The following is a 24,071-nucleotide window of genomic DNA, read 5'->3' as shown; positions in this document are numbered from 1 at the left end:
TTCCGCTTCGGCCGCTGTCGACGTTCTGTGACACAAGCGTGACCCGGGATGGACCAACGTCCGGGCGCGCCGCCGGCGGGACCGGATCCGGCCGCCCCGGCGGGCGGCCGGACCGTCAGGCGCCGGTGGCGGGACGGGCGGTGGCGGTGGCCCCGCGGGGGGCGCGCTCGGCGTGCACGGGCCGGCGGGTGCCCGCCGGGCTGCCGGGGGAGCGCTCGGCACGGATGAGGTGCGGGCGCGGTGCCAGGTGGGCGGTGGCGCGGGCCGCGTGGCCGGCCGGGGCCGGCGCGGACGGGCGCAGGGGCTCCTCCCCGTCGGCCGCGGTGGGCCGCTGGACGAACACCCGCGTGGACAGCGGCGTGACCGGCACAGGGGCCGGGACCGCGGTGCGGCGCCGGGCGCGCAGGGACCGCAGCAGCTCCCGCAGTTCGAAGACCCAGGCCTCGACCCGGGCGATCAGCGGCTCGAACCAGGGCAGCGCCAGCAGGATCAGCAGGCCCGCGGCCCAGCCCAGCAGCACGTCGCTCACCCAGTGCGTACCGAGGTAGACGGTGGTGGCGCCGACGCCGAGGGCGACGACCGCGGAGAGCACGGAGAGGTTGCGGCGGGTCCGTACGGTGGAGGCCAGGTAGGCCAGGATTCCCCAGGTCACGACGGCGTTGGCGGTGTGGCCGCTGGGGAATATATCGCCGCCGGCGAAGAGTTCGGCCGAACCGATCTGGGTGGCGTAGTGCGGACCGAGCCGCCCCAGACCGAGCTTGACCGCGCCCACGGTCACGTTGAGCAGCAGCAGCGCCACCCCGAGGGTGATCAGCGGCCGGAGGGTGTGCTGGCGCCAGGAGCGCCAGCCGAGCCACGCGGCGACCATGACCGCGGTCGGTCCGCGCTGGCCGAGGACCACGTAGTAGTCCAGGAACGCGTGCAGTTGGGGCCACTGCTCGTAGGGGCGGAAGAACATCACCTGCCAGTCCAGCCGGACCAGCTCGGACGTGGTCAGCACGCCGACCACGATCGCGAGATAGAAGGCGAGGGTCGCGCCGAAGAGCACCACGCGGTGCCGGCTCATCTGCGGTACTTGCAGATGAGCCGGTCGTTCGGGTTCACGGTCCAGGCGGGCGAAGACCCGCTCCAGACGGGTGAAGATTCGGTCGGTACGCACTCAATCGACGTTACCGCGCGTGAGTGCGCGGCCCGGCCGAATCGCTGGGTTCGTGATGACCATGTGATGTGGAGTAGGTCTCATTCGGGGACCTATTCAAGGCAATCCGAGAATCGGCGGTCCTTGGCGGATCGCGTCCGCTCGAATTCCAATCGACGCCAACCGCGAGTTTATTCGAGAGGAAATCCCATTACCCGACCGGTTCCGGAATTGACGGCTCCGCCGCGCGGCCCCCGGTCACGCGTCGGTCACGCACCGGTCACGGCGCACCCGCCGCGCGCCCCTCCCGCCGTACGTCCCCGCCGACCCCGGACCCCGCCCGCCGGGACCCCTACGGCGGGCCGGAGCCGTTCAGCCAGAACGCCCCGTACACCGCCGACAGCGCCGCGGCCGCCCCCAGCACCGCGGCCGCCCGCCGGGTCCGCCACCGGGCCAGCGCCACCGCCACCGGCAGCAGCAGCGGGAACGCCGGCAGCAACAGCCGGGGCTTCGACCCGAAGTACCCCGAGGCGCACAGCGCGAGCGCGACGACGATCCCGCAGTACACCAGCAGCGGCAGCGGCTGCCGGGCCCGCACGCACCGCCAGTACAGCCACAGCACCAGCACCACGCCGGCGATCAGCCCGACCCCCGCGAGGAACGCGGGCGACGCCAGCTTCCCCCCGACGAACCGGGCGAAGGCCCAGCCCCCGTCGAAGCCGTTCCCCCAGCCGGCCTGCACGTCCAGGTACCCGAGCAGCCCCTCGCCGGTGTGGCCGCCCACCCACAGCACGTACCCCGCCGCCCCCAGCGGAGCCAGCAGCACCCCCGCGAGCAGCCCGGCCGACCGCTCGCCCGCCCGCACCCGCAGCAGCGCCCCCGCCCACACCGCGGCCACCACCGCCGCGCCCACCGGCCGGGTCAGCCCCGCCAGGGCCGCCAGCAGGCCGGCCGCCGGCCACCGCCCGGTGAGCACCGCGTACAGCGCCCACGCCGCCAGCGCCGTGAACAGCGACTCGCTGTACGCCATGGACTGCACGATCCCCACCGGCAGCGCCGCCCAGACCACCGCCGCCAGCACCCCCGCCCGGCGTCCGTACAGCAGGTCCGCGACGGCGAAGATCCCCCAGGCGGCGAAGAGCGAGGCCAGCCACGCCACCAGCAGCCCCGCGTCCTGGTGGGCGAGCGGACTCACCGCGGCCAGCCCCCGCTCCAGCCACGGCAGCAGCGGGAAGAAGGCCAGGTTCGAGTGGACGTCGCCGTTCGGCAGCGCCACCTCGTACCCGTATCCGAGCGCGGCGACCCGGGTGTACCAGAGCGAGTCCCAGCGCTCGGCGAGCAGGTGGTGCGGGCTGCTGCCGGCGGCCGCCCCCCACAGCGCCAGCACGGCCAGGCCGAGCAGGCGCACGGCGGCGAAGCCCAGCAGGGCGGGCGCGGCCCTGCGCAGCGCGGCGGACAGGGCGGCGCCCCGGGACGGGTGCGGCGGAGCGGGTGGAGCAAGATCGGTCACGGGCATGATTATCGGTGGAGGCGGCCCGGGACCACGGGCCGTCACCGGGCGTGCACGCAGGGGTGGTGCGAGTGGCGCACGCCACACCCCGGCGGCCGCGGGGGTGAGAGCTTGACCACGTGATCCACAGCCGAACTCGCGTACGCTGACGGTTCACTCGCCAGTCGATGCCGGACCCCGAAGAACGCCGTGGAACGCCCGCGGAACGCGTGGCACCAGAGCTCACACCGCTGGTCCGCCGAGTGCGAGGGATCACCTGGGAGGTACATGCATGTCAGGGACGAACACGGTCCGAGAGCGGATCCCTTCCCCCTGGCAACGACAGGCCCGGCGGCTCGCCGCGGCCCAGGGCGGCGCGAACCGCTGGGTGGTCCTCGTCGTCCTCTGCGTCAGCCTCGTCCTCGTCGCCCTCGACGCCACCATCCTGCACGTGGCCGTCCCGGCGGTCACCGAGGACCTGCGCCCCGGCTCCATCGAGCTGCTCTGGATCGTCGACGCCTACCCCCTGGTCTGCGCCTCGCTGCTGATCCTCTTCGGCACGCTCGGCGACCGCGTCGGGCGCCGCCGCGTCCTGCTGCTCGGGTACGCCCTCTTCGGCGTCGCCTCGGCCGTCGCCGCCCTCGCGGACAACGCACAGGTGCTGATCGCCGCCCGGGTGCTGCTCGGCATCGGCGGCGCGATGATCATGCCGGCCACCCTGTCGATCATCCGGCAGGTCTTCCCCGACCGCCGCGAGCGCGCCCTGGCCATCGGCATCTGGACCGCCGTCGCCGCCGTCGGCGCGGCCACCGGACCGGTGCTCGGCGGCTTCCTGGTCGAGAACTACTGGTGGGGCTCGGTCTTCCTCATCAACATCCCGCTCATGGCGCTGCTGCTCCCGGCCGCCCGCTGGCTGCTGCCGGAATCCCGGGGCACGGGCAACGGCCCCTGGGACGTCCTGGGCGCCCTGATGGCCGCGGCCGGCATCCTCGGCGTGGTCCTCGGCGTCAAGCGGGCCGGCGCGGGCGACGCGATCCTCAGCCCCTGGACCCTGGTGCCGCTCGTGGCCGGCACCCTGCTGCTGGTGCTCTTCGTCCGGCGGCAGAAGCGGCGCGCCCACCCCCTCGTCGACATCGGGATGTTCTCCCGGCCCGCCTTCGCCACCTCCGTCGGCTGCATCGTGCTCGCCATGCTCGCCCTGGTCGGCCTGGAGCTGCTGGCCGTCCAGTACCTCCAGCTCGTGCTGGGCCTGAGCCCCCTGGAGACCGGGCTGCGGCTGCTCCCGCTGACCTTCGCCGCCATGGCCGCGGGCGCCGGCGGCTCGTACACCCTGCACCGCGTCGGCCCCCGCGCCATGGTCTCGCTGGGCTTCCTGCTGACCGCCGGAGCCGTGGTCCTGCTGACCCTGATGGGCCAGCACGACCGGCCGCTGCTGCTCACCGTCGGCTTCGTGCTGCTCGGCTTCGGCCTCCAGACCACGCTCTTCGGGGCGTACGAGTCCATGCTCAGCGAGGCCCCGGTGCAGCAGGCCGGCGGCGCCGCGGCCATCGGCGAGACCTCGTACCAGCTCGGCGCGGGGATGGGCATCGCCCTGCTCGGCAGCGTGATGAACGCCGCCTACGCGCCCGGAGTGCGCGAGGTGCCCGGCGTCTCCGCGGCCGACAGCGCCTCCGCCGGCAACTCCCTGGGCGAGGCCTACCAGATCGCCGACGGGCTCGGCGGCGCCGCGGGGGAGTCCCTCTTCCACGCCGCCCGGTCCGCCTTCGTCCACGGCCTGCACGTCACGCTGCTGGTCAGCGCCGGCCTGCTGCTGCTGGGTGCGGTCGCCGCGCTGCGGCTGCCGCGGGTGATGGACTGCACGGCCGCCGCCGGCGAGGCGGACGAGGCCGGGGGCGCCGTCCCGGAAGCGCGGGGCGCGGCCGCGGAGGCGGTCGAGGCCGTCGAGGGCGGTGTGCCGGTGGCGGCCGCGGCCGGTACGGTGGCGCTGCCCGCGCAGCCGAAGGGCGATCCGGCCGGCCGCCGGGTCAAGGTGCCCGGGCCCTCGCGCACGCGGCACGGCGCGGTCGGGGCGGCCGGGTCTGGACGCACCGCACCCTGAGCCGTAACGTCGGCGCCGAGGCTTAAAACTTCCACCGCTAGTTTTCGGGTCGGGCCGCCACCGCGGCCGCCCCGCCACCCTCGCGCCCGCCGGAGGCCACCCGTGTCCGCAACGCCGCCCTTCGACCCCGCCGACCCCCTCGGCATCGACGACCTCCTCAGCCCCGAGGACCTCGCGGTCCGCGACACCGTCCGCACCTGGGCGGCCGACCGCGTCCTGCCCCACGTCGCCGAGTGGTACGAGAGCGGCGAACTGCCCGTCATCCGCGAACTGGCCCGCGAGCTCGGCGCCCTCGGCGCCCTCGGCATGTCCCTGGAGGGGTACGGCTGCGCCGGCGCCAGCGCCGTCCAGTACGGCCTGGCCTGCCTGGAGCTGGAGGCCGCCGACTCCGGCATCCGCTCCCTGGTCTCCGTACAGGGCTCGCTGGCGATGTACGCGATCCGGAAGTACGGCTCCGAGGAGCAGAAGCAGCGCTGGCTGCCCGGCATGGCCGCCGGCGAGCTCATCGGCTGCTTCGGCCTCACCGAGCCCGACGTCGGCTCCGACCCGGCCGCCATGCGCACGTACGCCAAGCGGGACGGCACCGACTGGATCCTGACGGGCCGCAAGATGTGGATCACCAACGGCTCCGTGGCCGCCGTCGCCGTCGTCTGGGCCCAGACCGACGAGGGCATCCGCGGCTTCGCCGTCCCCACGGACGCGCCCGGCTTCTCCGCCCCCGAGATCAAGCACAAGTGGTCGCTGCGCGCCTCGGTCACCAGCGAACTGGTCATGGACGAGGTGCGGCTGCCCGCCGACGCGGTGCTGCCGGGCGTCACCGGCCTCAAGGGTCCGCTGAGCTGCCTCAGCCACGCGCGCTACGGGATCGTCTGGGGTTCGATGGGCGCGGCCCGCGCCAGCTTCGAGGCGGCACTGGACTACGCGAAGACCCGCGAGCAGTTCGGGAAGCCGATCGGCGGCTTCCAGCTCACCCAGGCCAAGCTCGCGGACATGGCGCTGGAACTCCACAAGGGCATCCTGCTGGCCCACCACCTGGGCACGCGCATGGACGCCGGGCGGCTGCGCCCCGAGCAGGTCAGCTTCGGCAAGCTCAACAACGTGCGCGAGGCCATCGAGATCTGCCGCACCGCCCGCACCATCCTGGGCGCGAACGGGATCTCGCTCGAATACCCCGTCATGCGGCACGCGACCAACCTGGAGTCGGTCCTCACCTACGAGGGCACCGTCGAGATGCACCAGCTGGTGCTGGGCAAGGCGCTCACCGGAATCGACGCGTTCCGGTAGGCCGCGGGGCGGCGGACCGGGGCGGCCGGTGAGGGCCCTGCTCAGCTCTGGTTGAAGAAGCCGTCCTCGGCGCGGTGGCCGTTCTCGTTCACGATCTGGGTGTCGGCCGGGGTCAGCAGGAAGACCCGGGTCGCCACCCGCTCGATCGAGCCCCGCAGACCGAACGTCAGGCCGGCCGCGAAGTCGACCACGCGCTTCGCGTCCGAGGGGTCCATCGAGGAGAGGTTCACGATGACGGGCACGCCGTCACGGAACAGCTCGCCGATGCCGCGGGCGTCCCGGAAGCCGTCCGGGGTGACCGTGGCGATCCGACGGCCGTGCTCCACGGCGGAGTCGGAGGCCACCCTGACGCGCGGGTCGGTGACCCACTGGTCGCCGGCCCCCGAGTCCTGGGCGTACTCGTCGTCGTAGTAACGCTCGTCGTCGCTGTCCTCGACAAGTCCCAGCCAGGCACTCGCCTTGCGCACCGAACCCATGGACGCCTCCTTCCACCGCGGTCAGTTTTTGGTTCCGCATCCCTATGGTCGTCCATGATGCTGACAACGCGCCAAGTGGATAGCCGCCGCACAGGGGTTTCGTGACGGTTCTGGTGCAGAACTTCCGGTGTTCCGCTAAGGATCTTCGCGGCCCTGACTGCTGTCTGAGTGAAAATACGACGCATCGCTCCGTACGGGTGACGCACGGGGCGTTCGGGTGAGTAAACCTGGCCGGTACGATTCCCCGGCACACGCGATCGATGCACGGGGGGACCGTCGTGTTCGGAATTGTCAGGCCCTGCAGCCACCGCCTCGGTGAGCGCTTCAAGGCGGAGTGGATGGCCCATCTCTGCGGACTGTGCCTGGCACTTCGCGGGGACCACGGCCAGCTCGCCCGGGTGGTCACGAACTACGACGGGCTGCTCGTCTCCGTCCTGACGGAGGCTCAGTCGGGACCGGTCGCCGGCGCCCGGCGCACCGCCGGCCCCTGCCCGCTGCGCGGCATGCGCACCGCCTCCGTCGCCCGGGGCGAGGGCGCCCGGCTCGCCGCCGCCGTCTCCCTCGTCCTGGCCTCCGCCAAGGTGCGGGACCACGTGGCCGACCGCGACGGGCTGTTGGCGCGGGCCCCGATCGCCGCCGCCGCGCGCACCGTGGCCCGCGGCTGGGACCGGGCCGGCGCGCGCACCGGCGCGGCGGTCGGCTTCGACACCGCCGTGCTGGTCGAGGCGGTGGACCGGCAGGCCGGGGTGGAGTCCCTGGCCGGCCCCGGCACGCCGGTGCTCGTCGTCACCGAGCCCACCGAGACCGCCACCGCGGCGGCCTTCGCCCATACCGCCGTCCTCGCCGGCCGGCCAGGCAACGCGGCCCCGCTCGCCGAGGCCGGGGCGCTCTTCGGGCGGCTGGCGCACCTGCTGGACGCCGTCGAGGACCAGGCCGCCGACGCCGTCTCCGGCGCCTGGAACCCCCTCACCGCCACCGGCACCTCCCGTGAGGAGGCCCGCCGCCTGTGCGACGACGCCCTGCACGGGATACGGCTGGCGCTGAAGGAGGTCGAGTTCAGCGACCGAGGCCTCGCGCACCTGCTGCTGGTCCACGAGCTGCGGAACTCGGTGGACCGTGCCTTCGGCACCACGAGCTGCGGTCACGCGCAGGGGCTGCTGCTGCCGGACGGCTCCCCGGTGGCCGGCGGTGCCGCGCCGGAGGCGAACAACCCGTACGGCAATCCCCACGGGAACCCGTACGGCACCCCCCAGGGGCCGGGCAGCCCGCTGCTGCCGCCTCCGCCGGGCGGGCCGCAGCGTCCGCACAAGCCGCCGCGCGGTCTGCTGGCCGGCTGCGCCGCGTTCCTGGGGCTGTTCTGCACGTGCCAGATGTGCTGCACCGAGCACGACGGGCCCTGGTCCCGGGAGCGGCGCGATCCGTGGTGCGACGCGGGGGACGTGTGCGACGGCTGCGACTGCTGCTCGAACTGCTGCGGCGACGGCGGCTGCTGTGACGGCTGCTGCTGCGACGGCTGCGGCTGCGACTGCTGAGAAGTCCCGTCGGCCGCCCCCCCCTGCCGGCCGTCCCACCCCCAACCCCGGCATGATGGCGCCCGGAGGCGATCGGGCCGAAGAGCGGGCAGAGGGCCGGACGGCGTACAGCCGGGATGCCGTGTGCGGGTCGTGTGAAAATCTGACCGGCATGACTGATGACGCATCAGAACCCCGGCCGTTCCGCGCCGACGGCCCCCCGGCGCCGCGCGGCCGCCCCGTCCTGACCGGAACCCGTACGCCCGCCGGCTACCCGGAAGGTCGAATTCCGGCCGTTCCCGGCGCCCGGGCCATCGCGGGTGGGTCCGTCCTCCCCGTCGCCCGGTCCGTCCGCAGGACCTCCCTCCGCGCCACCCCCTCCGTCGCCGACACCCTCCCCTTCGTCGCCGGGGCGGGGGAGCGCCGGCCGGCCCCCTGACCCCGGCGCCGCGCCGCCCGCAGGCCCGGCCCGCCGGTCCCCGGACGGCTCCGGGCGGCCGAAAGCCGCCCTTGCGGCCGGATGCCGCCACCACCACACTCCCGAGCAGCGCTTGTCAGGGACACGGCCAAAATGGCGCCCCCGTCGGACGGAGTCCGCGGCGGGCACCCGCACGCAATCCCCCCGGCCCGCTCCCCGACTGCGCCTCACCGGGCCCGCCGAACCCCACAGCAGCGGACCCCCGATCCCCCCTGGGAGGAACGAGAAGTGAGGATCAAGCGCATCACCCCCACCCGGCTGACCGCCCTCGCGGCCGGAATCGCCGCCTGCGTCACCCTGGCCGCGCCCACCGCGGCCGGCGCGGACCAGCCCGCCGGCGGCTACTCACCCGCCCGGCTCGCCGCCGCCGGAGCGTCGGTCCTGCGCGCCGACGTCGCGGGCACCGCCTGGCACACCGACCCTGCCACCGGAACCCTCGTCCTGGTCGCCGACTCCCGGGTCAGCGGGGCCGACATCGCGCGGATCAAGCGCGAGGCCGGCGCCGACGCGGGAGCCATCCGCGTCGAGCGCACCCCGGGCCGCTTCAGCAAGCTGATCTCCGGCGGCGACGCCATCTACGCCAGCAGCTGGCGCTGCTCCCTGGGCTTCAACGTCCGCAGCTCCTCCGGCACCTACTACCTGCTGACCGCGGGCCACTGCACCGACGGCGCCGGCACCTGGTACACCAACTCCGCGCGCACCACCAGCATCGGACCCACCGTCGGGTCCAGCTTCCCCGTCAACGACTACGGCATCGTCCGCTACGACAACACCTCCCTCGCCCACCCCGGCACCGTCGGAAGCCAGGACATCACCAGCGCGGTCAACGCGACCGTCGGCATGTCCGTCACCCGCCGCGGCTCCACCACCGGGACCCACAGCGGCTCCGTCACCGGCCTCAACGCCACGGTCAACTACGGCGGCGGCGACGTGGTCTACGGCATGATCCGCACCAACGTGTGCGCCGAGCCCGGCGACAGCGGCGGCCCGCTGTACTCGGGCACCCGTGCGGTCGGCCTCACCTCCGGCGGCAGCGGCAACTGCTCCTCCGGCGGCACGACCTTCTTCCAGCCGGTGACCGAGGCGCTCAGCGCCTACGGGGTGAGCGTCTACTGATCCCCTGACACCCGGTCCCCGGTCCCCGGTCCCCGGTCCCCGGTCCCCGGTCCGCGGTCCCCGGTCCGGCCGCGGTACGGCGCCTCTGATCCGCGCGCCCCCGTTCGCGCCCCTGGACGTTCCCCCGCCTTCTGGGAGGATGTCCAGGGGCGTCCGGCATCCGGCGATTCGCCGGGGTATTTCCGCAGTGACGGGGGGACTTGGCGGCATGAAGCGCATCGGAGTGACCGGGCACCGCAGCATTCCGGGCGAGGTGCTCACCCACGTCACGGACGGGCTGCGGGACCTGCTCGACGGCCACGAGGGCCCGATGGAGGCCCTCTCCAGCCTCGCCGAGGGCGCGGACCAGATCTTCGCGGACATCGCGCTGGAGTGCGGGGCGGACCTGACGGTGGTCATCCCCAGCGGGGACTACGAGAAGACCTTCGCCGACCCCGAGGCGCTCGCCCGGTACAGACGGCTCAAGGGGCGGGCCACCCAGGAGGTCCGGATGGACTACGCCCATTCGACGGACGACGCCTACTACGCGGCCGGCACCTTCATCGCCGACGCCTGCGACCGGCTCGTCGCCGTCTGGGACGGGCTCCCCGCGCGCGGCCGCGGCGGCACCGGCGACATCGTCGCCTACGCGCGGGGGCTCGGGAAGCCGGTCACGGTCATCTGGTGCGACGGGGTCGAGCGGGACTGACCGCCGTATCCGACGCTACGTCAACTGCTGTGCCGGGCCAGCCAGTCGGTGTGCTGGGGTGAGACGTAGCGCTCCGTCTCGTAGACGGCGGAGGGCCACTGGTCCTCGGTGATCGTCGTCTGCATCACCACCATCATCGCCCCCAGGTCCTGCTCGATGAGGGTGTGCGCCTCTATCAGCGGGTGGTGCCGGCGCATCTCGTTCCACGCGATGGCCGCCGCGGCGGCCGCGCTCAGCAGTCCCGACAGGCCGCCCGCCGGTCCCGCCCCGAAGGTCCTGAACAGGGCGAACACCAGGCCCAGCAGGGTGAGGAGGACGATCGTCCAGGACCACAGCGCGGTCGCCCGGCGCGACACGTCGGTCTTGCGGCGGTACCAGTTGCGCTGCTCGATCAGCCGGTCGCGCACGTACGTCTCCCGCCGCACGCTGTAGACCCGGCCCCGTAACTGCCGCATGCCAGAGGTGATTTCGAGGCCCTGCGGAACCTCCCCGGTCTGCCGGGGATCGCTCCACCCCATCTTCTTCAGCTCGTCCAGACCGGACTCCAGGCGGGTACGGTACAGCTCCTCGGCATCCGCTCCCGCCGCTCCGAAGGGTGCACCGTGAACGGCGTACCGCCACGCAAGCGACTTGATGAACTCCGCCGCCGACCGGTTGAGCTGCCACTGCGGCCGGGCCCGGCGACGGGAGGCCCGCACCCCGATGGCCAGCACCCCCGCGTACCCCGACAGGGCTCCCAGCGCCGGCAGTTGAACGGAGCCGAGATGGGGCCCCGGCAGCGCCGCCGCGGCGGCCGCGAGCACGAGCAGCAGCAGCTGCGCGCGCGTGGCCCGCGTGGACTCCCGCTGGCGGGCGACCGCGGCGCCGTCGGCGTGGTGGAAAAGCGCCGGAAGGTCCTCGTTCCGAAAAGTCATGCTGTTCAGAGATCCGCGATAATCCATCACAGCCCGCCCCCAGTCTGCTGTTCTGGTGCTCACTCTTTCGATAGAACGCTTGACCTGGCCTCATGTCTCGGTTGCCAATAGTGCGCAGAAGAGTAAAGTCCACACCGACACTAGCGCGTCGCTGTTGTCATTTCCATGCCCTCCCCGGTCACCGCTGTGAGGGCCCCAACTAAGGACGGCCGTGAAGACCTCTGTTACCCCCTCGACCAGCGCCGGCAAGAACCGTCGCGTTCCCCTGGCCGACATCGACGTGCGCAGCACCGCTGCGGCGGCCGCTCTCAGTCGTGTACTTCCCTCGGAATCCGGTCGCCCGGTACAGACTCCGATCTTCAACTCGGCGCTCTAGCACCCGAGTAACCGCTCTATGCTGGTGGAATGACCGGCCTGATCGCATTCCGCGAGATCGTCCTGAAGGTTCACAGCAGATGCGATCTTGCCTGTGATCACTGCTATGTCTACGAACACGCAGATCAGAGCTGGCGAGCCCGGCCGAAAGTGATCTCGGAAGAGGTCATTTCCCGGACCGCCGCCCGGCTCGCGGAACACGCCCGGGACCATGCGCTCCCCTCCGTCACCGTGATCCTTCACGGGGGGGAGCCGCTCTTGGCGGGCCCCGCCCGGCTCCGCACCGTGTGCGAGGAATTCGGCCGCGCCCTCGACGGCGTCGCGGACCTCGACCTCCGCATCCACACCAACGGCCTCCAGCTCAGCCCCCGTTACCTCGACCTCTTCGCCGAGTACGACGTCAAGGTGGGCGTCTCCCTCGACGGAGACCGGGCCGCCAACGACCGGCACCGCCGCTTCGCCGACGGCCGCACCAGCCACCCCCTGGTCCTCAAGGCCCTCGAACTCCTCAGGTCGGCCCCCTACCGCCACCTCTACCAGGGCCTGCTGTGCACGGTGGACATCGAGAACGACCCCGTCGCCGTCCTGGACGCGCTCACCGCACTCGAACCGCCCCGCATCGACTTCCTGCTCCCGCACGCCACCTGGGAGACCCCGCCGCCCCGCCCCGACGGCGCCCCCGACGCCTACGCCCGCTGGCTGCTCCGCGTCTTCGACCACTGGGACGCCGCCGGCCGCCCGGTCCCGGTCCGGCTCTTCTCCTCCCTGCTCAGCACCCTGCGCGGCGGGCCCAGCCTCACCGAGTCCCTCGGCCTGGCCCCCACCGACCTGGTCGTCGTCGAGACCGACGGCACCCTGGAGCAGGTCGACTCCCTCAAGAGCGCCTACGAGGGCGCCGCCGCCACCGGCTTCGACGTCTTCGCCCACAGCCTCGACGAAGTCGCCGCCCACCCCGGCGTCCGCGCCCGCCAGCTCGGCCTGGCCGGGGTCAGCCGCACATGCCGCGCCTGCCCCGTCGTACGCTCGTGCGGCGGCGGCCTCTACACCCACCGCTACCGGCCCGGCACCGGCTTCGACAACCCCTCCGTCTACTGCGCCGACCTCAGGGAACTCGTCGAGGGCGTCGAGGGCCGGACCGCCGGCACCACCACCGCCCCCGCGCTGCGCGAGCCCGCCGAACTGGACACCGCCCAGCAGGACCTGACCCGGGTGCTGCTCGCCCGCCTGCACCGCGACCTGGCCGGCGCCGGGGGAGCGGACTGGGACCGCTCCTGGGAACTGCTGGGCGCCGTCGAGGAGGCCGGGGACGCGCTGCAGCCCGTACTGGACCACCCCTACACCCGCACCTGGCTGCTCGGTGCGCTGGACGCCGTACGGCAGGGCCGGCCCGAGGGCGCCGAGGCCGCCCGGCGGCTCGCCGCGCTGGCCGCCGCCGCCGTGCTGCGCGGCGGCCTCGCCCTGCCCGCGCCCGTGCCGTACCGGGACGGCGAGGTGTACCTGCCCACTCTCGGCCTGCTGCGGATCGGCGAGCCCGGCACGCACGGCCGGGCGGTGCTCCGCACCGACGGTCAGGGACACCTCGTACGGGACGGCCGCCACGAGTACCGCTTCGGGCCCGGCACCTCCGACGCCCGCTGGCACCCCGTACGGGTCTGGGAGGACACCGCACTGGACGACCTCGACCCGTACCGCAACTGCTTCCCCCGCCCGCCCCGGCTCCGGCTGGGCGCCGCCGAGGCCGCCGAGTGGGGGCGCCGGCTGTCCGCCGCCTGGGCCCTGCTGCACCGCACCGTGCCGGGCCTGGCCCGGCAGGCGCGGGCCGGCCTGACCACCCTCACCCCGCTCGCCGGCGGCCCCCGGGCGGGCCGCGGCGAGGCCGGCCGGCACGGCCCCGGCGCGCTGGGCGTGCCCCACACCGGCGGGGTGCGCGAGACCGCCCTCGCGCTGCTCACCGGCCGGCGCCGGGCCCGGCTGCGGGCCCTGACCGAGGTGGCCGACCTGTACGCGCTGGACGGCGAGTGGCTGCACCCCTCGCCCTGGCGGGAGCAGCCGGTGCCGGTGTCCCGGCTGCTGGCCGACGTGTACGAGGGCGTGGCGGTGGAGGCGTACCGGAGGGCCGAAGGACCGCTGCCGCCCGGGTACGGCGTGCCCGGCGACCGGGTCGAGCAGGCCCTCGACCGGCTGTCCGCCGCCGCCGAACTCACCAGCACCGGCAAGGCCCTGGCCGCCGAGCTGCACGGCGAACTGAAGGGGGCCGGCGCGTGACCCGCCCCCGCACGGCGGAAGGGCCGGAGGCGTGAGCGCACCGGACCTGCGGGAGGACCTGCGGAACCTGGGGGTCGGGCCGGGCGGGCGGCTGCTGGTGCACGCCTCGCTGCGCGGCACCGGCCTGCGGGCCGAGGAGGTCCGGGACGCCCTGACCGGCGCCCTGGGGGAGGACGGCACCCTCGTCGTCCCCGCCTTCACCCCCGGCAACTCGGCCTCCTCCAGCGTGCACCTCGCCCGTACCGCCGGGATGACCGAGGCCGAGGCCGCGGCGTTCCGCGCGGCCATGCCGGCCTTCGACCCGCTGACCACCCCCAGCGAGGGCATGGGACGGCTGGCCGAGTCCGTGCGGACCGCCCCCGGCGCGCACCGCAGCGCCCACCCGCAGACCTCGTTCGCCGCGCTCGGGCGGGACGCGGGAATGCTGTGCGCCGGGCACCGTACGGAATGCCACCTGGGGGAGGAGTCACCCCTGGGAACGCTGTTCTGGACGGGGGCACAGGTGCTCATGATCAACGTGGGATTCTCGGTGTGCACGGCATTCCATCTCGCGGAATACCGAATTCCGAAGCCTCCCGTGCGCGAGTACCGCTGCGTCGTGGGCCTGCGGGGTAAGTCCCGGTGGATCGGGTACGAGGATGTCGCGCTCGACGACGGGGATTTCGCGGAGATCGGCAACAGCCTTCCCGAATCCGCGGTCCGCAGGGGGCTACTGGGAGGGGCGGCCGCGGTGCTTTTCTCGATCACCGACGCGGTGGACCACGCCCTTGCCTGGATGACCGAAAATAGGCGTTGATTGACTGAACGCCGAAGGGAATCGTTTCCATTCGATGTGAGTGGTCATCACGGGACGGGGGTCGTGTGCCTTCAGCAGCGCAGCCGTACTTCTTTCTCAGTTACGCGCACACACCACGGTACGGGGCCGGGGGACCCGACCCGGACATGTGGGTCGAGAGGCTCTTCCGCGACCTCTGCGGCCACGTCATGGCCCTGACGGACCTGCCCGCCGGATCCCCCGCCGGATTCATGGACCGCGAGATGCGCGCCGGAGAGGGCTGGTCGGAGCGGCTCGGCGCCGCACTCGCCTCCTGCCTGGTCTTCGTCCCGCTCTTCTCCCCCCGCTACTTCGCCAGCGAGATGTGCGGCAAGGAGTGGTACGCCTTCGCCCAGCGCGCCATCCGCCACGGCGCCCTCAGCAACGAACCCACCGAGGCCATCGTCCCCGCCCTCTGGGTCCCCGTACCCCCCGACCAGCTCCCCGGACCCGCCGAACGCCTCCAGTTCAACCACAACACCTTCGGCGACCGCTACGTCACCGACGGCCTCTACGGCCTCATCAAACTCCGCAGCTACGCCGAACAGTACGAACGCGCCGTCTACGAACTCGCCAAACGCATCGTGCGGGTGGCCGAGACCGTACGCCTCCAGTCCAGCCGCCCCGTCGACTACCGCCTCGTCCCCAGCGCCTTCGGCAACCCCGGCAACACCGCCCGCACCATGCAGGTCACCGTCGCCGCCGCCACCCGCCACGACCTCCCCGAAGGCCGCAGCCACTCCTACTACGGCGACTCCGCACTCGACTGGAACCCCTACCACCCCGACGCCCGGCGCCCCGTCGCCTACGTCGCCGAGGACCTCGTCCGATCGCTCAACTACCGCACCACCATGGCCTCCTTCGACGACGAGGCCGGGCACTTCGACAGCAAACAGCCCCCCACCCGGCCGGAGATCCTGATCGTCGACCGCTGGGCGGTGGCCGACGAACAGCGCAGGCAGCGCCTCGCCGCCTTCGACCAGGACCCCCGCCCCTGGGTGAGCGTGGTCGTGCCGTGGAACCGGCTCGACCCCCAGAGCCGCGCGAAGGAGAGCGAGTTGGTCCATCGGCTAGAGGACACCATGCCGGTCAAGATGAGCCAGGGGCGCGCCGCCTGCCGGGCCGCCGCCAACGGCGTGACGAACATGGAAACCCTCGGGCAGATCCTGCCGCAGGTGGTCGAGGCCGCCGCGCAGCAGTTCCTCAGACACGCCCAGGTCTATCCCCCCGCGGGCGGCGGCCACACCGAACGCCCCCGCCTCCTCGGCCCCATGGGCATATCCGGCGGCCCACCCCTCCCACCGCCCGCGCCCTTCCCACCCGACCACCTCCCCCCGGCCACCACCGGCCCCCGGGACGAAGCCGCCACCGACGGGGACCACCACCCCGCAGACGACCGGGCACAGGCACACCACACCGATGCGGAGGACACGGATGACGGCCAGTCGTGACGGACGCATCGTCACCTTCTACTCGTACAAGGGCGGCACCGGCCGCACCATGGCCCTGGCCAACACCGCCTGGATCCTCGCCGCCAACGGCAAGCGCGTCCTCGCCCTCGACTGGGACCTCGAAGCCCCCGGCCTGCACCGCTTCTTCCACCCCTTCCTCGACCCCTCCACCCTCGGCGCCACCACCGGCGTCATCGACCTGATCACCGAATACGCCTGGGCCGCCACCAGCCCCGTCCAGCGCTCCGACGACTGGCACCGCGACTACGCCCGCATCCAGCAGCACGCCGTCTCCCTCACCCCCGAGAACCTCGGCTGGGAGTTCCCCGACGGAGGCACCCTCGACTTCGTCTCCGCCGGCCGCCAGAACCGCGAGTACTCCGCCACCGTCTCCACCTTCGACTGGGACAACTTCTACGACCGGCTCGGCGGCGGCCACTTCTTCGACGCGCTCCGCGCGGACATGAAGGAGAACTACGACTACGTCCTCATCGACAGCCGCACCGGCCTCAGCGACATCGCCGACATCTGCACCGTCCACCTCCCCGACGTCCTCGTCGACTGCTTCACGCTCTCCGACCAGTCCATCGACGGCGCCGCCTCCGTCGCCCGCCAGATCGACGAGCGCTACCCCGACCGCGGCATCAGGATCTACCCCGTCCCCATGCGCATCGACGAGGGCGAGAAGGAGAAGGCCGACGCCGGACGCGCCCTGGCCCGCCTGAAGTTCGACCGCTTCCCCTCCGGCCTCGTCGGCGACGAGGCCACCGCCTACTGGGGCGCCGTCGAGATCCCCTACCGGCCCTACTACGCCTACGAGGAGACCCTCGCCACCTTCGGCGACGAAGCCGGCCTCACCAACTCCCTCCTCTCCGCCTTCGAACGCCTCACCGCCGTCGTCACCGGCGGAGAGATCACCTCCATGCCGCCCGTCGGCGAAGAGGTCCGGCTCCGCATCCGCGACGCCTTCACCCGCCGCCGCCCCGCCCAGCCCGCCGACCTCTTCCTCAGCTACGTCGCCGAGAACCGCATGTGGGCCGACTGGATCGAATCCGTCCTCACCCGCGCCGGGTTCCGCGTCGTCCCCAAGGACGTCTCCGCCGACACCTCCGGCGACACCCTCGGCGCCGGCTTCGGCACCGACACCCCCGCCCGCACCGTCGTCCTCCTCTCCGGCGCCTACCTCAAGTCCGCCCGCGCCATGGAGGTCTGGGAACGCGCAGCCACCGAGGACGCCACCGGCGGCCGCCGCGGCCTCATACCGCTGCGCGTGGGCGACGTCCGCATGAACGCCCCCCACCTCGACCGCAACCCCGTCGACCTCTTCCGGCTCGACGAGGCCCACGCCACCACCGCCCTGCTGCGCGCCCTCGAACGCCCCGTCGCACTCCCCGAGAACTCCACCCCCGGGCCCCGCTTCCCCGGCACCGTCCCCAAGATCTGGAACGCCCCGCCCCGCAACCCCGGCTTCACCGGCCGCAGCGTCGTCCTGGAACGCATGCGGGACCAGCTCGGCGGCGGCATATCCGTGGTGCTGCCCCAGCCGCAGACCCTCTACGGACTCGGCGGCGTCGGCAAGACACAGGTCGCGCTGGAATACGTACACCGCTTCATGGCCGACTACGACCTGGTCTGGTGGATCTCCTCCGAACAGACCGACGACGTCGTCGCCGGCCTCGCCGAACTCGCCGTCCGGCTCGGCGCCCAGACCGGCGAGGACATGGCCGCCGCCTCCCAGGAGGCCATCGACCTCCTCCGGCGCGGCGTGCCCACCTCCCGCTGGCTCCTCGTCTTCGACAACGCCGACGACCCCGAGAACCTCAAGCGCTTCTTCCCGCCCGGCGGCCCTGGCCACATCCTCGTCACCTCCCGCAACCAGAGCTGGTCCCAGTACGGCGACGCGCTCCCGGTCGACGTGTTCCTCCGCGAGGAGTCCGTCGAACACCTCCAGCGCCGCGCCCCGGGCCTCACCCTCGACGACGCCGACCAGGTCGCCACCGCAGTCGGCGACCTCCCCCTGGCCGTCGAACAGGCCGGCGCCTGGATCGCGGAGACCGCCACCCCCGTCTCCGCCTACCTCGAACAGCTCGCCCAGCAGGCCGCCCGCGTCCTCGCCCTCAACCAGCCCGCCGGCTACCCCGAACCCGTCGCCGCCACCTGGAACGTCTCCATAGAGCGCCTCCAGAGCCGCTCACCGGCCGCCGTCCGGCTCCTCCAGCTGTGCGCCTTCTTCGCACCCGAACCGATCAGCGCCAACCTCCTCTACAGCAAGGAGATGATCGACGCCCTCAAGCCGTACGACGCCTCGCTCCAGGAGAAGCTCGTCCTCGGCCGCGTCATCCGCGAGATCGGCCGCTTCGCCCTCGCCAAGGTCGACCAGGTCAGCAACAGCATCCAGGTCCACCGCCTGGTCCAGGCCGTCATCCGCGCCCAGCTGAGCGAGGACGAGCAGCGCGAGGCCCGGCACGCCGTCCACCGCATCCTCGCCGGCGCCCGCCCCGACGACGACGAACCCATCGACAACCCCGGCACCTGGCCCCGCTTCGCCACCATCTGGCCGCACCTTGCCCCCTCCGAGGCCCGCTACTGCAAGGAGCCCGAGACCCGCAGGCTGCTCATCGACCGCGTCCGCTACCTGTGGAAGCGCGGCGACTTCAAGGCCGCCTTCCAGCTCGCCACCGAACTCCGCGAGGCCTGGAAGGCACAGCTCGGCGACACCGACCTCCAGTACCTCTACCTGCGCTTCCACCTCTCCAACATCCTGCGCTCGCAAGGCCGGTTCGTGGAGGCCAAGGAACTCGACGAGGTCACCCTGGAGCGGCAGGCCGCCGCCCTCGGCGCCTCCCACCCGCACACCTACATGACCACCAGCGGCCTGGCCATGGACCTCGGCGCCCTCGGCCAGTACGGCAAGGCGATGGAACTGGCCACCGCCGCGCACGACGGGTTCAGCCAGATCTTCCACGAGGCGCACCCGCGCACCCTGGCCGCCGCCAACAACCGCGCCCTGAACCTGCGCATGATCGGCCGCTACAAGGACGCGTACAACATCGACGAGGAGGTCTACAAGCTCCGCCAGGAGGTCCTGGGCCCCGAGCACCCCTACACCCTCTCCTCCGCCCAGAACCTCGCTCGCGACCTGCGTGAGGTCGGCCGGTACGACGAGTCCGTGCAACTCCTCAGCCGCACGTACGAGATCTACAAGGAGGGGCTCGGCCGGGCCTTCCCCGGCACCCTGTCGGCCGGCAAGAACCTGGCGGTCTCGCTGCGCCGCGCCGGGCAGCTGGAGGACGCGCTGCGGCTGACCAAGGCCACCCGGGGCCGCTACAAGGCCAAGTACACCGCGGTCAACCCGGACCTGCTGGCCTGCGACCTGAACTACGCGGCCGACCTGTTCGCGACCGGCGACGCGGCCGGGGCGCGGGACATCGCGCAGGAGGTGGTGGACGAGTACATGCAGGTGCCCGGCGCCCGGCACCCGTACACCCTGGCCGCCATCAACAACCTCGCGATCTTCCACTGGGGGTCGGGGGCGCCGGAGACGGCGCGGGAGATGCTGCGGGAGGCCATCGGCCTGATGCGGGAGGTCCTGGGCGACGACCACCCGCACACCGTGTGCGCCACGCTGAACCTGGCGAACGCGTACGCCGACCTCGGTGACCCGGAGCGGGCGCTGGAGCTGGAGGGGGCCGCGCTCGGGCGGCTCCGGTCGGCCCTCGGCCCCGACCACCCGGACACGCTGAGCGCCGCCTCCAACATGTCGGTCACCCTCGACATGGTCGGGCGGAAGGAGGAGGCCGCGCGGCTGCGGGCCGAGACGGTGCTGGACCTCGCCCGGCAGCTGGGGGAGGACCACGCCCTGACCCGGTACGCGCGCGAGGCGCGGCGGGTGCACCGGGACCTGGAGCCGCTGGCGGTGTGAGGCGGGGGCCGGTCCGGTCCCGCCCGGCGGGTGCGGGACGGGGCCGGGCGGGACCGGACCGGGCCGGCGCCGCCGTGTGACGTCGCATGTGACATTGCGGTGTGACACGGAGGCGCGGCCCCCGCCCCGTCAGTCCGGCGGCGCCTCCGGGTCCCGCAGCAGCCAGGTCAGGATCTGGGGGAGGGCGCGGAAGGCGGCGAAGTGGGCCGCCGCCGGCTCGATGGTGGTGGTGGCGCCGGGGATGCGGCGGGCCAGCCAGCGGGAGTGGCTCACGGGCGAGAACACGTCCTGCTCGCCGTGCCAGAGCAGCACCGGGCAGCGGATGTCGGCCGGGTCGAACCCCCAGGGGCTGGACAGCGCGAGCAGGTCGTCGATCCAGCCGTAGGCGGAAGTGCGCAGCCCCTCGCGGTAGTTGGCCTCCAGCATCAGGCGCAGTCCGGCGTCGGCGACGATCATCTTGTCGTGGTCGGTGAGTTCCTGGCGCAGCTCGTCCAGCAGCCGCTTGGGGTCCTTGCGGATGCCGTCGGCGCGGGGGATCAGCCGGGCCGCCAGCTCCTCCGGGTCGACGGTCGCGGCGGTGTACTCGCGCACGTTGTGCGCGGTCATGCCGTCGAACCAGTCCAGTCCGTCCGCGTCCCAGGGGGCGAGGCCGACGAGGGCCGCGGCCCGGGTGACCCGGTCCGGCAGCAGCGCGGCGCAGGCGAGGGCGTGCGGGGAGCCGCCGGAGCGGCCCGCGACGGCGAACCGCTCGATGCCGAGGGCGTCGGCGATCGCGGCCACGTCCTGGGCCACGTCGGCGACGGTGCGGCCGGGATGGCGGTCGGAGCCGCCGTATCCGGGCCGGTCGTACGCGATGAGCTGCATGCGGCGCTGGTACAGGACCATGCCCCGGGGGGCCGGGCCCAGCCGGCTGCCCGGCATGCCGTGGAGGAGGAAGACCGGCTTGCCGCGGGGGTCTCCCAGCCGTTCGACCAACAGATGCCGCCCGTCCGCGGCGCGCACCCGGTTGCGCACGCCTCGCCTCCCTCGCGGTAGACCGCTTCAGCTGCCATCGATGATTGTCGCCGGGGTGGAGGGCGCACGAAAGAGCGCACTTGTCCGAAATTCTTGTGAAAGTTTTCACAATCTCACAAGGGGCCTTTGGTCCTCTGGCATATGCGCAGGTCAACCGGGACTATCGGCGTCCCGCCGGTGATCGTAAAGGACTTTCGGACCACCGGAAGGGGGCTTTTTTCGGCACCCCCGCCTCCGTTTGCGGGTGTCGAATTGAGATGTCGGGAAAACGGGTCGCAATGAAGGAGACCGGCATGCAGGCCAACGAGATGGTGGACGGACTGGTCCAGGACGCGCTCACCGCGCTCGGCCGGTTCGAGACGTTCACCCAGGAGCAGGTCGACCACATCGTCAAGAAGGCGTCACTCGCCGCCCTGGCCGCCCACGGCGAACTCGCCCGGCTCGCCGTCGAGGAGACCGGCCGCGGCCTCTTCGAGGACAAGGCCGTCAAGAACCTCTTCGCCTGCGAACACGTCGTCAACTCGATGCGCGGCCTGAAGACCGCCGGCGTCATCCGCCGCGACGAACTCAACGGCATCACCGAGATCGCCGAACCCGTCGGCGTGGTCTGCGCGATGACCCCCGTCACCAACCCGACCTCGACCACGGTCTTCAAGGCGCTGATCGCCCTCAAGACCCGCAACCCGATCATCTTCGCCTTCCACCCCTCCGCGCAGAACTGCTCGGCCGAGGCCGCCCGCATCGTGCGCGACGCCGCGATCGCCGCCGGCGCCCCCGAGCACTGCGTCCAGTGGGTCGCACAGCCCTCCATGGAGGCCACCGGCGCCCTCATGAACCACCCGGGCGTCTCCACGATCCTCGCCACCGGCGGCAACGCGATGGTCAAGGCCGCCTACTCCTGCGGCAAGCCCGCCCTCGGCGTCGGCGCCGGCAACGTCCCCGCCTACGTGCACAAGACCGCCAAGCTCAACCGCGCCGTCCACGACATCGTCCTGTCCAAGGCCTTCGACAACGGCATGATCTGCGCCTCCGAGCAGGCCGTCGTCCTCGACGCCGAGATCTACGAACAGGGCCTGGCCGAGTTCCGGCGGCTCGGCGCCCACATCGTCACCGCCGCCGAGAAGACCAAGCTGGAGGAGTACGTCTTCGGCGCCACCGCGTTCGCCGCGAACTGCTCCGGCGCAAAGCTCAACCCCGCCGTGGTCGGCAAGTCCGCCCGCTGGATCGCCGAACAGGCCGGCTTCACCGTCCCCGACGGCACCTCGATCCTCCTCGCCGAATGCGCCGAGGTCGGCGAGGGCGAACCGCTGACCCGCGAGAAGCTCTCCCCGGTCCTCGCCGCCCTCAAGGCCGACAGCACCGAGCACGGACTCGAACTCGCCGCGCGCATGGTCGAGTTCCACGGCCTCGGCCACAGCGCCGCCATCCACGCCGAGGACGAGGACCTCGTCGAGGAGTTCGGCCGGAAGGTCAAGGCCGTCCGCGTCATCGCCAACTCGCCCTCCACCTTCGGCGGCATCGGCGACGTCTACAACGCCTTCCTGCCCTCCCTCACCCTCGGCTGCGGCAGCTACGGGCACAACTCGGTGTCGAACAACGTCACCGCGGTCAACCTCGTCAACATCAAGCGGATCGGACGGCGCAACAACAACATGCAGTGGTTCAAGGTGCCCCCGAAGATCTACTTCGAGCGCAACTCCATCCGCTACCTCGCCGAGATGGACGGCATCAGCCGCGTCTCCATCGTCACCGACAGGACCATGGTCGACCTCGGCTTCGTCCGGAAGGTCACCGACATCCTCCAGGCCCGCCCGGACGCCGTGGCCGTCCAGGTCATCGCCGACGTCGAGCCCAACCCCGAACTGTCCACCGTCCAGGCCGGCGCCGCCCTGATGCGCGAGTTCCGCCCCGACACCATCATCGGCCTCGGCGGCGGCTCCCCGATGGACGCCGCGAAGATCATGTGGCTGATGTACGAGCGCCCCGAGGTCGAATTCGCCGACACCAAGGAGAAGTTCTTCGACATCCGCAAGCGCGCCTACACCTTCCCCAGGCTCGGCGAGAAGGCGAAGCTCGTCGCCATCCCCACCACCTCCGGCACCGGCTCCGAGGTCACCCCCTTCGCCGTCATCTCCGACCCCGCCGCCGCCCAGAAGTACCCCCTCGCCGACTACGCGCTCACCCCCGACGTCGCCATCGTCGACCCGGTCCTCCCGATGAACCTCCCGCCCACCGTCACCGCCGACTCCGGCTTCGACGCCCTCACCCACGCCACCGAGGCCTACGTCTCCGCGTACTCCAACGACTACACCGACGGCCTCTGCCTCCAGGCCATCAAGCTGATCTTCGAGAACCTGGAACGGTGCGTCACCGACGGCCCCCGCGCCCCCGAGGCCCGCGAGAAGATGCACAACGCCTCGACCGTCGCCGGCATGGCCTTCGCCAACGCCTTCCTCGGCCTCGTCCACGCCATGGCACACACCCTCGGCAACACCTTCCACATCGCCCACGGCCGCACCAACGCCCTCCTCCTGCCCCACGTCATCCGCCACAACGGCACCGTCTCCCACAAGGCCACCCCCTGGCCCAAGGCCGAGGTCTACCGGGCACCGGAACGCTTCCAGGAGATCGCCCGCATGCTCGGCCTCCCGGCCGACACCCCCGAACAGGGCGTGGAGGCCTACGCCTCGGCCGTCGAGGACCTGCGCCGCCGCTGCGGCATCCCGGCCTCCTTCGCCGAGGCGGGCGTCGACGAGCGGGCCTTCATCGAAGCCCTCCCGCAGCAGGCCGTGAACGCCTACGCCGACCAGTGCGCCCCCGCCAATCCGCGGATGCCGATGATCGACGACATGCAGCGGCTCATGCGCCAGGCCTACTACGGGAACCGGGAGGGAGCCCCTGGCGAGAGGTGACCGACGGCAGACAGCAGGCCCGGGGCCTGTCCGGCGCAGCCGCGCCGGACAGGCCCCGGGCCTTTCGCCGCCCGTCGGTCACTTCTTCGGCCAGTACCAGAGCGGCTCGCCCAGCGGCCCCCTCCC

General features: G+C 72.6%; 17 protein-coding genes. 12 read left to right on the top strand and 5 right to left on the bottom strand.

All coding sequences use genetic code 11. The features are described from left to right. Window positions 1-115 precede the first annotated feature (115 nt). On the bottom strand, window positions 116-1,159 hold the full coding sequence (locus ACIF6F_RS32060) for a phosphatase PAP2 family protein (protein ID WP_399955049.1): 1,044 nt from the start codon (window positions 1,157-1,159) through the stop codon (window positions 116-118). A 331-nt stretch (window positions 1,160-1,490) separates the two neighbouring features. Beyond that, window positions 1,491-2,654, bottom strand: a complete 1,164-nt coding sequence (locus tag ACIF6F_RS32055; protein WP_399955045.1) for a hypothetical protein — start codon at window positions 2,652-2,654, stop codon at window positions 1,491-1,493. 265 nt (window positions 2,655-2,919) lie between these two features. On the opposite strand from ACIF6F_RS32055, the gene ACIF6F_RS32050 reads away from it, so the two are divergent. Beyond that, the gene (locus ACIF6F_RS32050; protein WP_399955042.1) at window positions 2,920-4,725 is read left to right on the top strand and encodes an MFS transporter; all 1,806 of its coding nucleotides are present in this window, start codon (window positions 2,920-2,922) and stop codon (window positions 4,723-4,725) included. Between the two features lie 102 nt (window positions 4,726-4,827). Further along, the gene (locus ACIF6F_RS32045; protein ID WP_399955036.1) at window positions 4,828-6,009 is read left to right on the top strand and encodes an acyl-CoA dehydrogenase family protein; all 1,182 of its coding nucleotides are present in this window, start codon (window positions 4,828-4,830) and stop codon (window positions 6,007-6,009) included. Window positions 6,010-6,050: 41 nt separating this feature from the next. On the opposite strand, the gene ACIF6F_RS32040 is transcribed toward ACIF6F_RS32045, so the two are convergent. After that, window positions 6,051-6,485 carry a cell division protein SepF gene (locus ACIF6F_RS32040; protein ID WP_399955031.1) on the bottom strand — a complete coding sequence of 145 codons (435 nt, stop codon included), beginning with the start codon at window positions 6,483-6,485 and terminating at the stop codon, window positions 6,051-6,053. A gap of 278 nt (window positions 6,486-6,763) precedes the next feature. Between ACIF6F_RS32040 and ACIF6F_RS32035 the strand changes: the two genes are divergently transcribed. The 4 genes from ACIF6F_RS32035 to ACIF6F_RS32020 all read left to right on the top strand — a co-directional run bounded on the left by ACIF6F_RS32035 (window position 6,764) and on the right by ACIF6F_RS32020 (window position 10,278). Next, window positions 6,764-8,017 carry a DUF5685 family protein gene (locus ACIF6F_RS32035; protein ID WP_399955028.1) on the top strand — a complete coding sequence of 418 codons (1,254 nt, stop codon included), beginning with the start codon at window positions 6,764-6,766 and terminating at the stop codon, window positions 8,015-8,017. 151 nt (window positions 8,018-8,168) lie between these two features. Continuing rightward, the gene (locus tag ACIF6F_RS32030; protein ID WP_399955024.1) at window positions 8,169-8,435 is read left to right on the top strand and encodes a hypothetical protein; all 267 of its coding nucleotides are present in this window, start codon (window positions 8,169-8,171) and stop codon (window positions 8,433-8,435) included. A 267-nt stretch (window positions 8,436-8,702) separates the two neighbouring features. After that, the gene (locus ACIF6F_RS32025; protein WP_399955021.1) at window positions 8,703-9,590 is read left to right on the top strand and encodes a S1 family peptidase; all 888 of its coding nucleotides are present in this window, start codon (window positions 8,703-8,705) and stop codon (window positions 9,588-9,590) included. A 208-nt stretch (window positions 9,591-9,798) separates the two neighbouring features. Beyond that, window positions 9,799-10,278, top strand: a complete 480-nt coding sequence (locus tag ACIF6F_RS32020) for a hypothetical protein (protein ID WP_399955018.1) — start codon at window positions 9,799-9,801, stop codon at window positions 10,276-10,278. Window positions 10,279-10,298: 20 nt separating this feature from the next. On the opposite strand, the gene ACIF6F_RS32015 is transcribed toward ACIF6F_RS32020, so the two are convergent. After that, window positions 10,299-11,192 carry a DUF4231 domain-containing protein gene (locus ACIF6F_RS32015; protein ID WP_399955016.1) on the bottom strand — a complete coding sequence of 298 codons (894 nt, stop codon included), beginning with the start codon at window positions 11,190-11,192 and terminating at the stop codon, window positions 10,299-10,301. A gap of 211 nt (window positions 11,193-11,403) precedes the next feature. Between ACIF6F_RS32015 and fxsA the strand changes: the two genes are divergently transcribed. The 5 genes from fxsA to fxsT are packed head-to-tail and all read left to right on the top strand — an operon-like array spanning window position 11,404 to window position 20,019. Next, the gene (gene fxsA / locus ACIF6F_RS32010; protein ID WP_399955013.1) at window positions 11,404-11,568 is read left to right on the top strand and encodes an FxSxx-COOH cyclophane-containing RiPP peptide; all 165 of its coding nucleotides are present in this window, start codon (window positions 11,404-11,406) and stop codon (window positions 11,566-11,568) included. Between the two features lie 29 nt (window positions 11,569-11,597). Next, entirely contained in the window at window positions 11,598-13,832 is a 2,235-nt protein-coding gene (gene fxsBH, locus ACIF6F_RS32005) for a radical SAM/SPASM protein FxsBH, inactivated beta-hydroxylase extension form (protein WP_399955010.1), read from the top strand. A 31-nt stretch (window positions 13,833-13,863) separates the two neighbouring features. Further along, window positions 13,864-14,628, top strand: a complete 765-nt coding sequence (locus ACIF6F_RS32000; RefSeq protein ID WP_399955006.1) for an aminoglycoside N(3)-acetyltransferase — start codon at window positions 13,864-13,866, stop codon at window positions 14,626-14,628. A 29-nt stretch (window positions 14,629-14,657) separates the two neighbouring features. After that, window positions 14,658-16,097: a TIR-like protein FxsC gene (locus tag ACIF6F_RS31995; RefSeq protein ID WP_399955174.1), complete on the top strand. Its 1,440-nt coding sequence runs from the start codon at window positions 14,658-14,660 to the stop codon at window positions 16,095-16,097. Beyond that, entirely contained in the window at window positions 16,081-20,019 is a 3,939-nt protein-coding gene (fxsT, locus tag ACIF6F_RS31990) for an FxSxx-COOH system tetratricopeptide repeat protein (protein WP_399955004.1), read from the top strand. Before ACIF6F_RS31995 ends, fxsT begins: the two co-directional genes overlap by 17 nt. 129 nt (window positions 20,020-20,148) lie before the next feature. Here fxsT and ACIF6F_RS31985 read toward each other — a convergent pair whose 3' ends face one another. Further along, complete coding sequence (locus ACIF6F_RS31985) at window positions 20,149-21,033, bottom strand: alpha/beta fold hydrolase (protein ID WP_399955002.1); 885 nt, start codon at window positions 21,031-21,033, stop codon at window positions 20,149-20,151. A 257-nt stretch (window positions 21,034-21,290) separates the two neighbouring features. On the opposite strand from ACIF6F_RS31985, the gene adhE reads away from it, so the two are divergent. Next, window positions 21,291-23,945: a bifunctional acetaldehyde-CoA/alcohol dehydrogenase gene (gene adhE, locus ACIF6F_RS31980; RefSeq protein WP_399954998.1), complete on the top strand. Its 2,655-nt coding sequence runs from the start codon at window positions 21,291-21,293 to the stop codon at window positions 23,943-23,945. Window positions 23,946-24,071 lie beyond the last annotated feature (126 nt).

It is taken from the genome of Streptomyces sp. NPDC086023 (assembly GCF_044540325.1).
GTDB lineage: Bacteria > Actinomycetota > Actinomycetes > Streptomycetales > Streptomycetaceae > Streptomyces.
The sequence above is the reverse complement of the archived record's forward strand: the minus strand, read 5'-3'. Positions and strand labels throughout refer to the sequence as shown.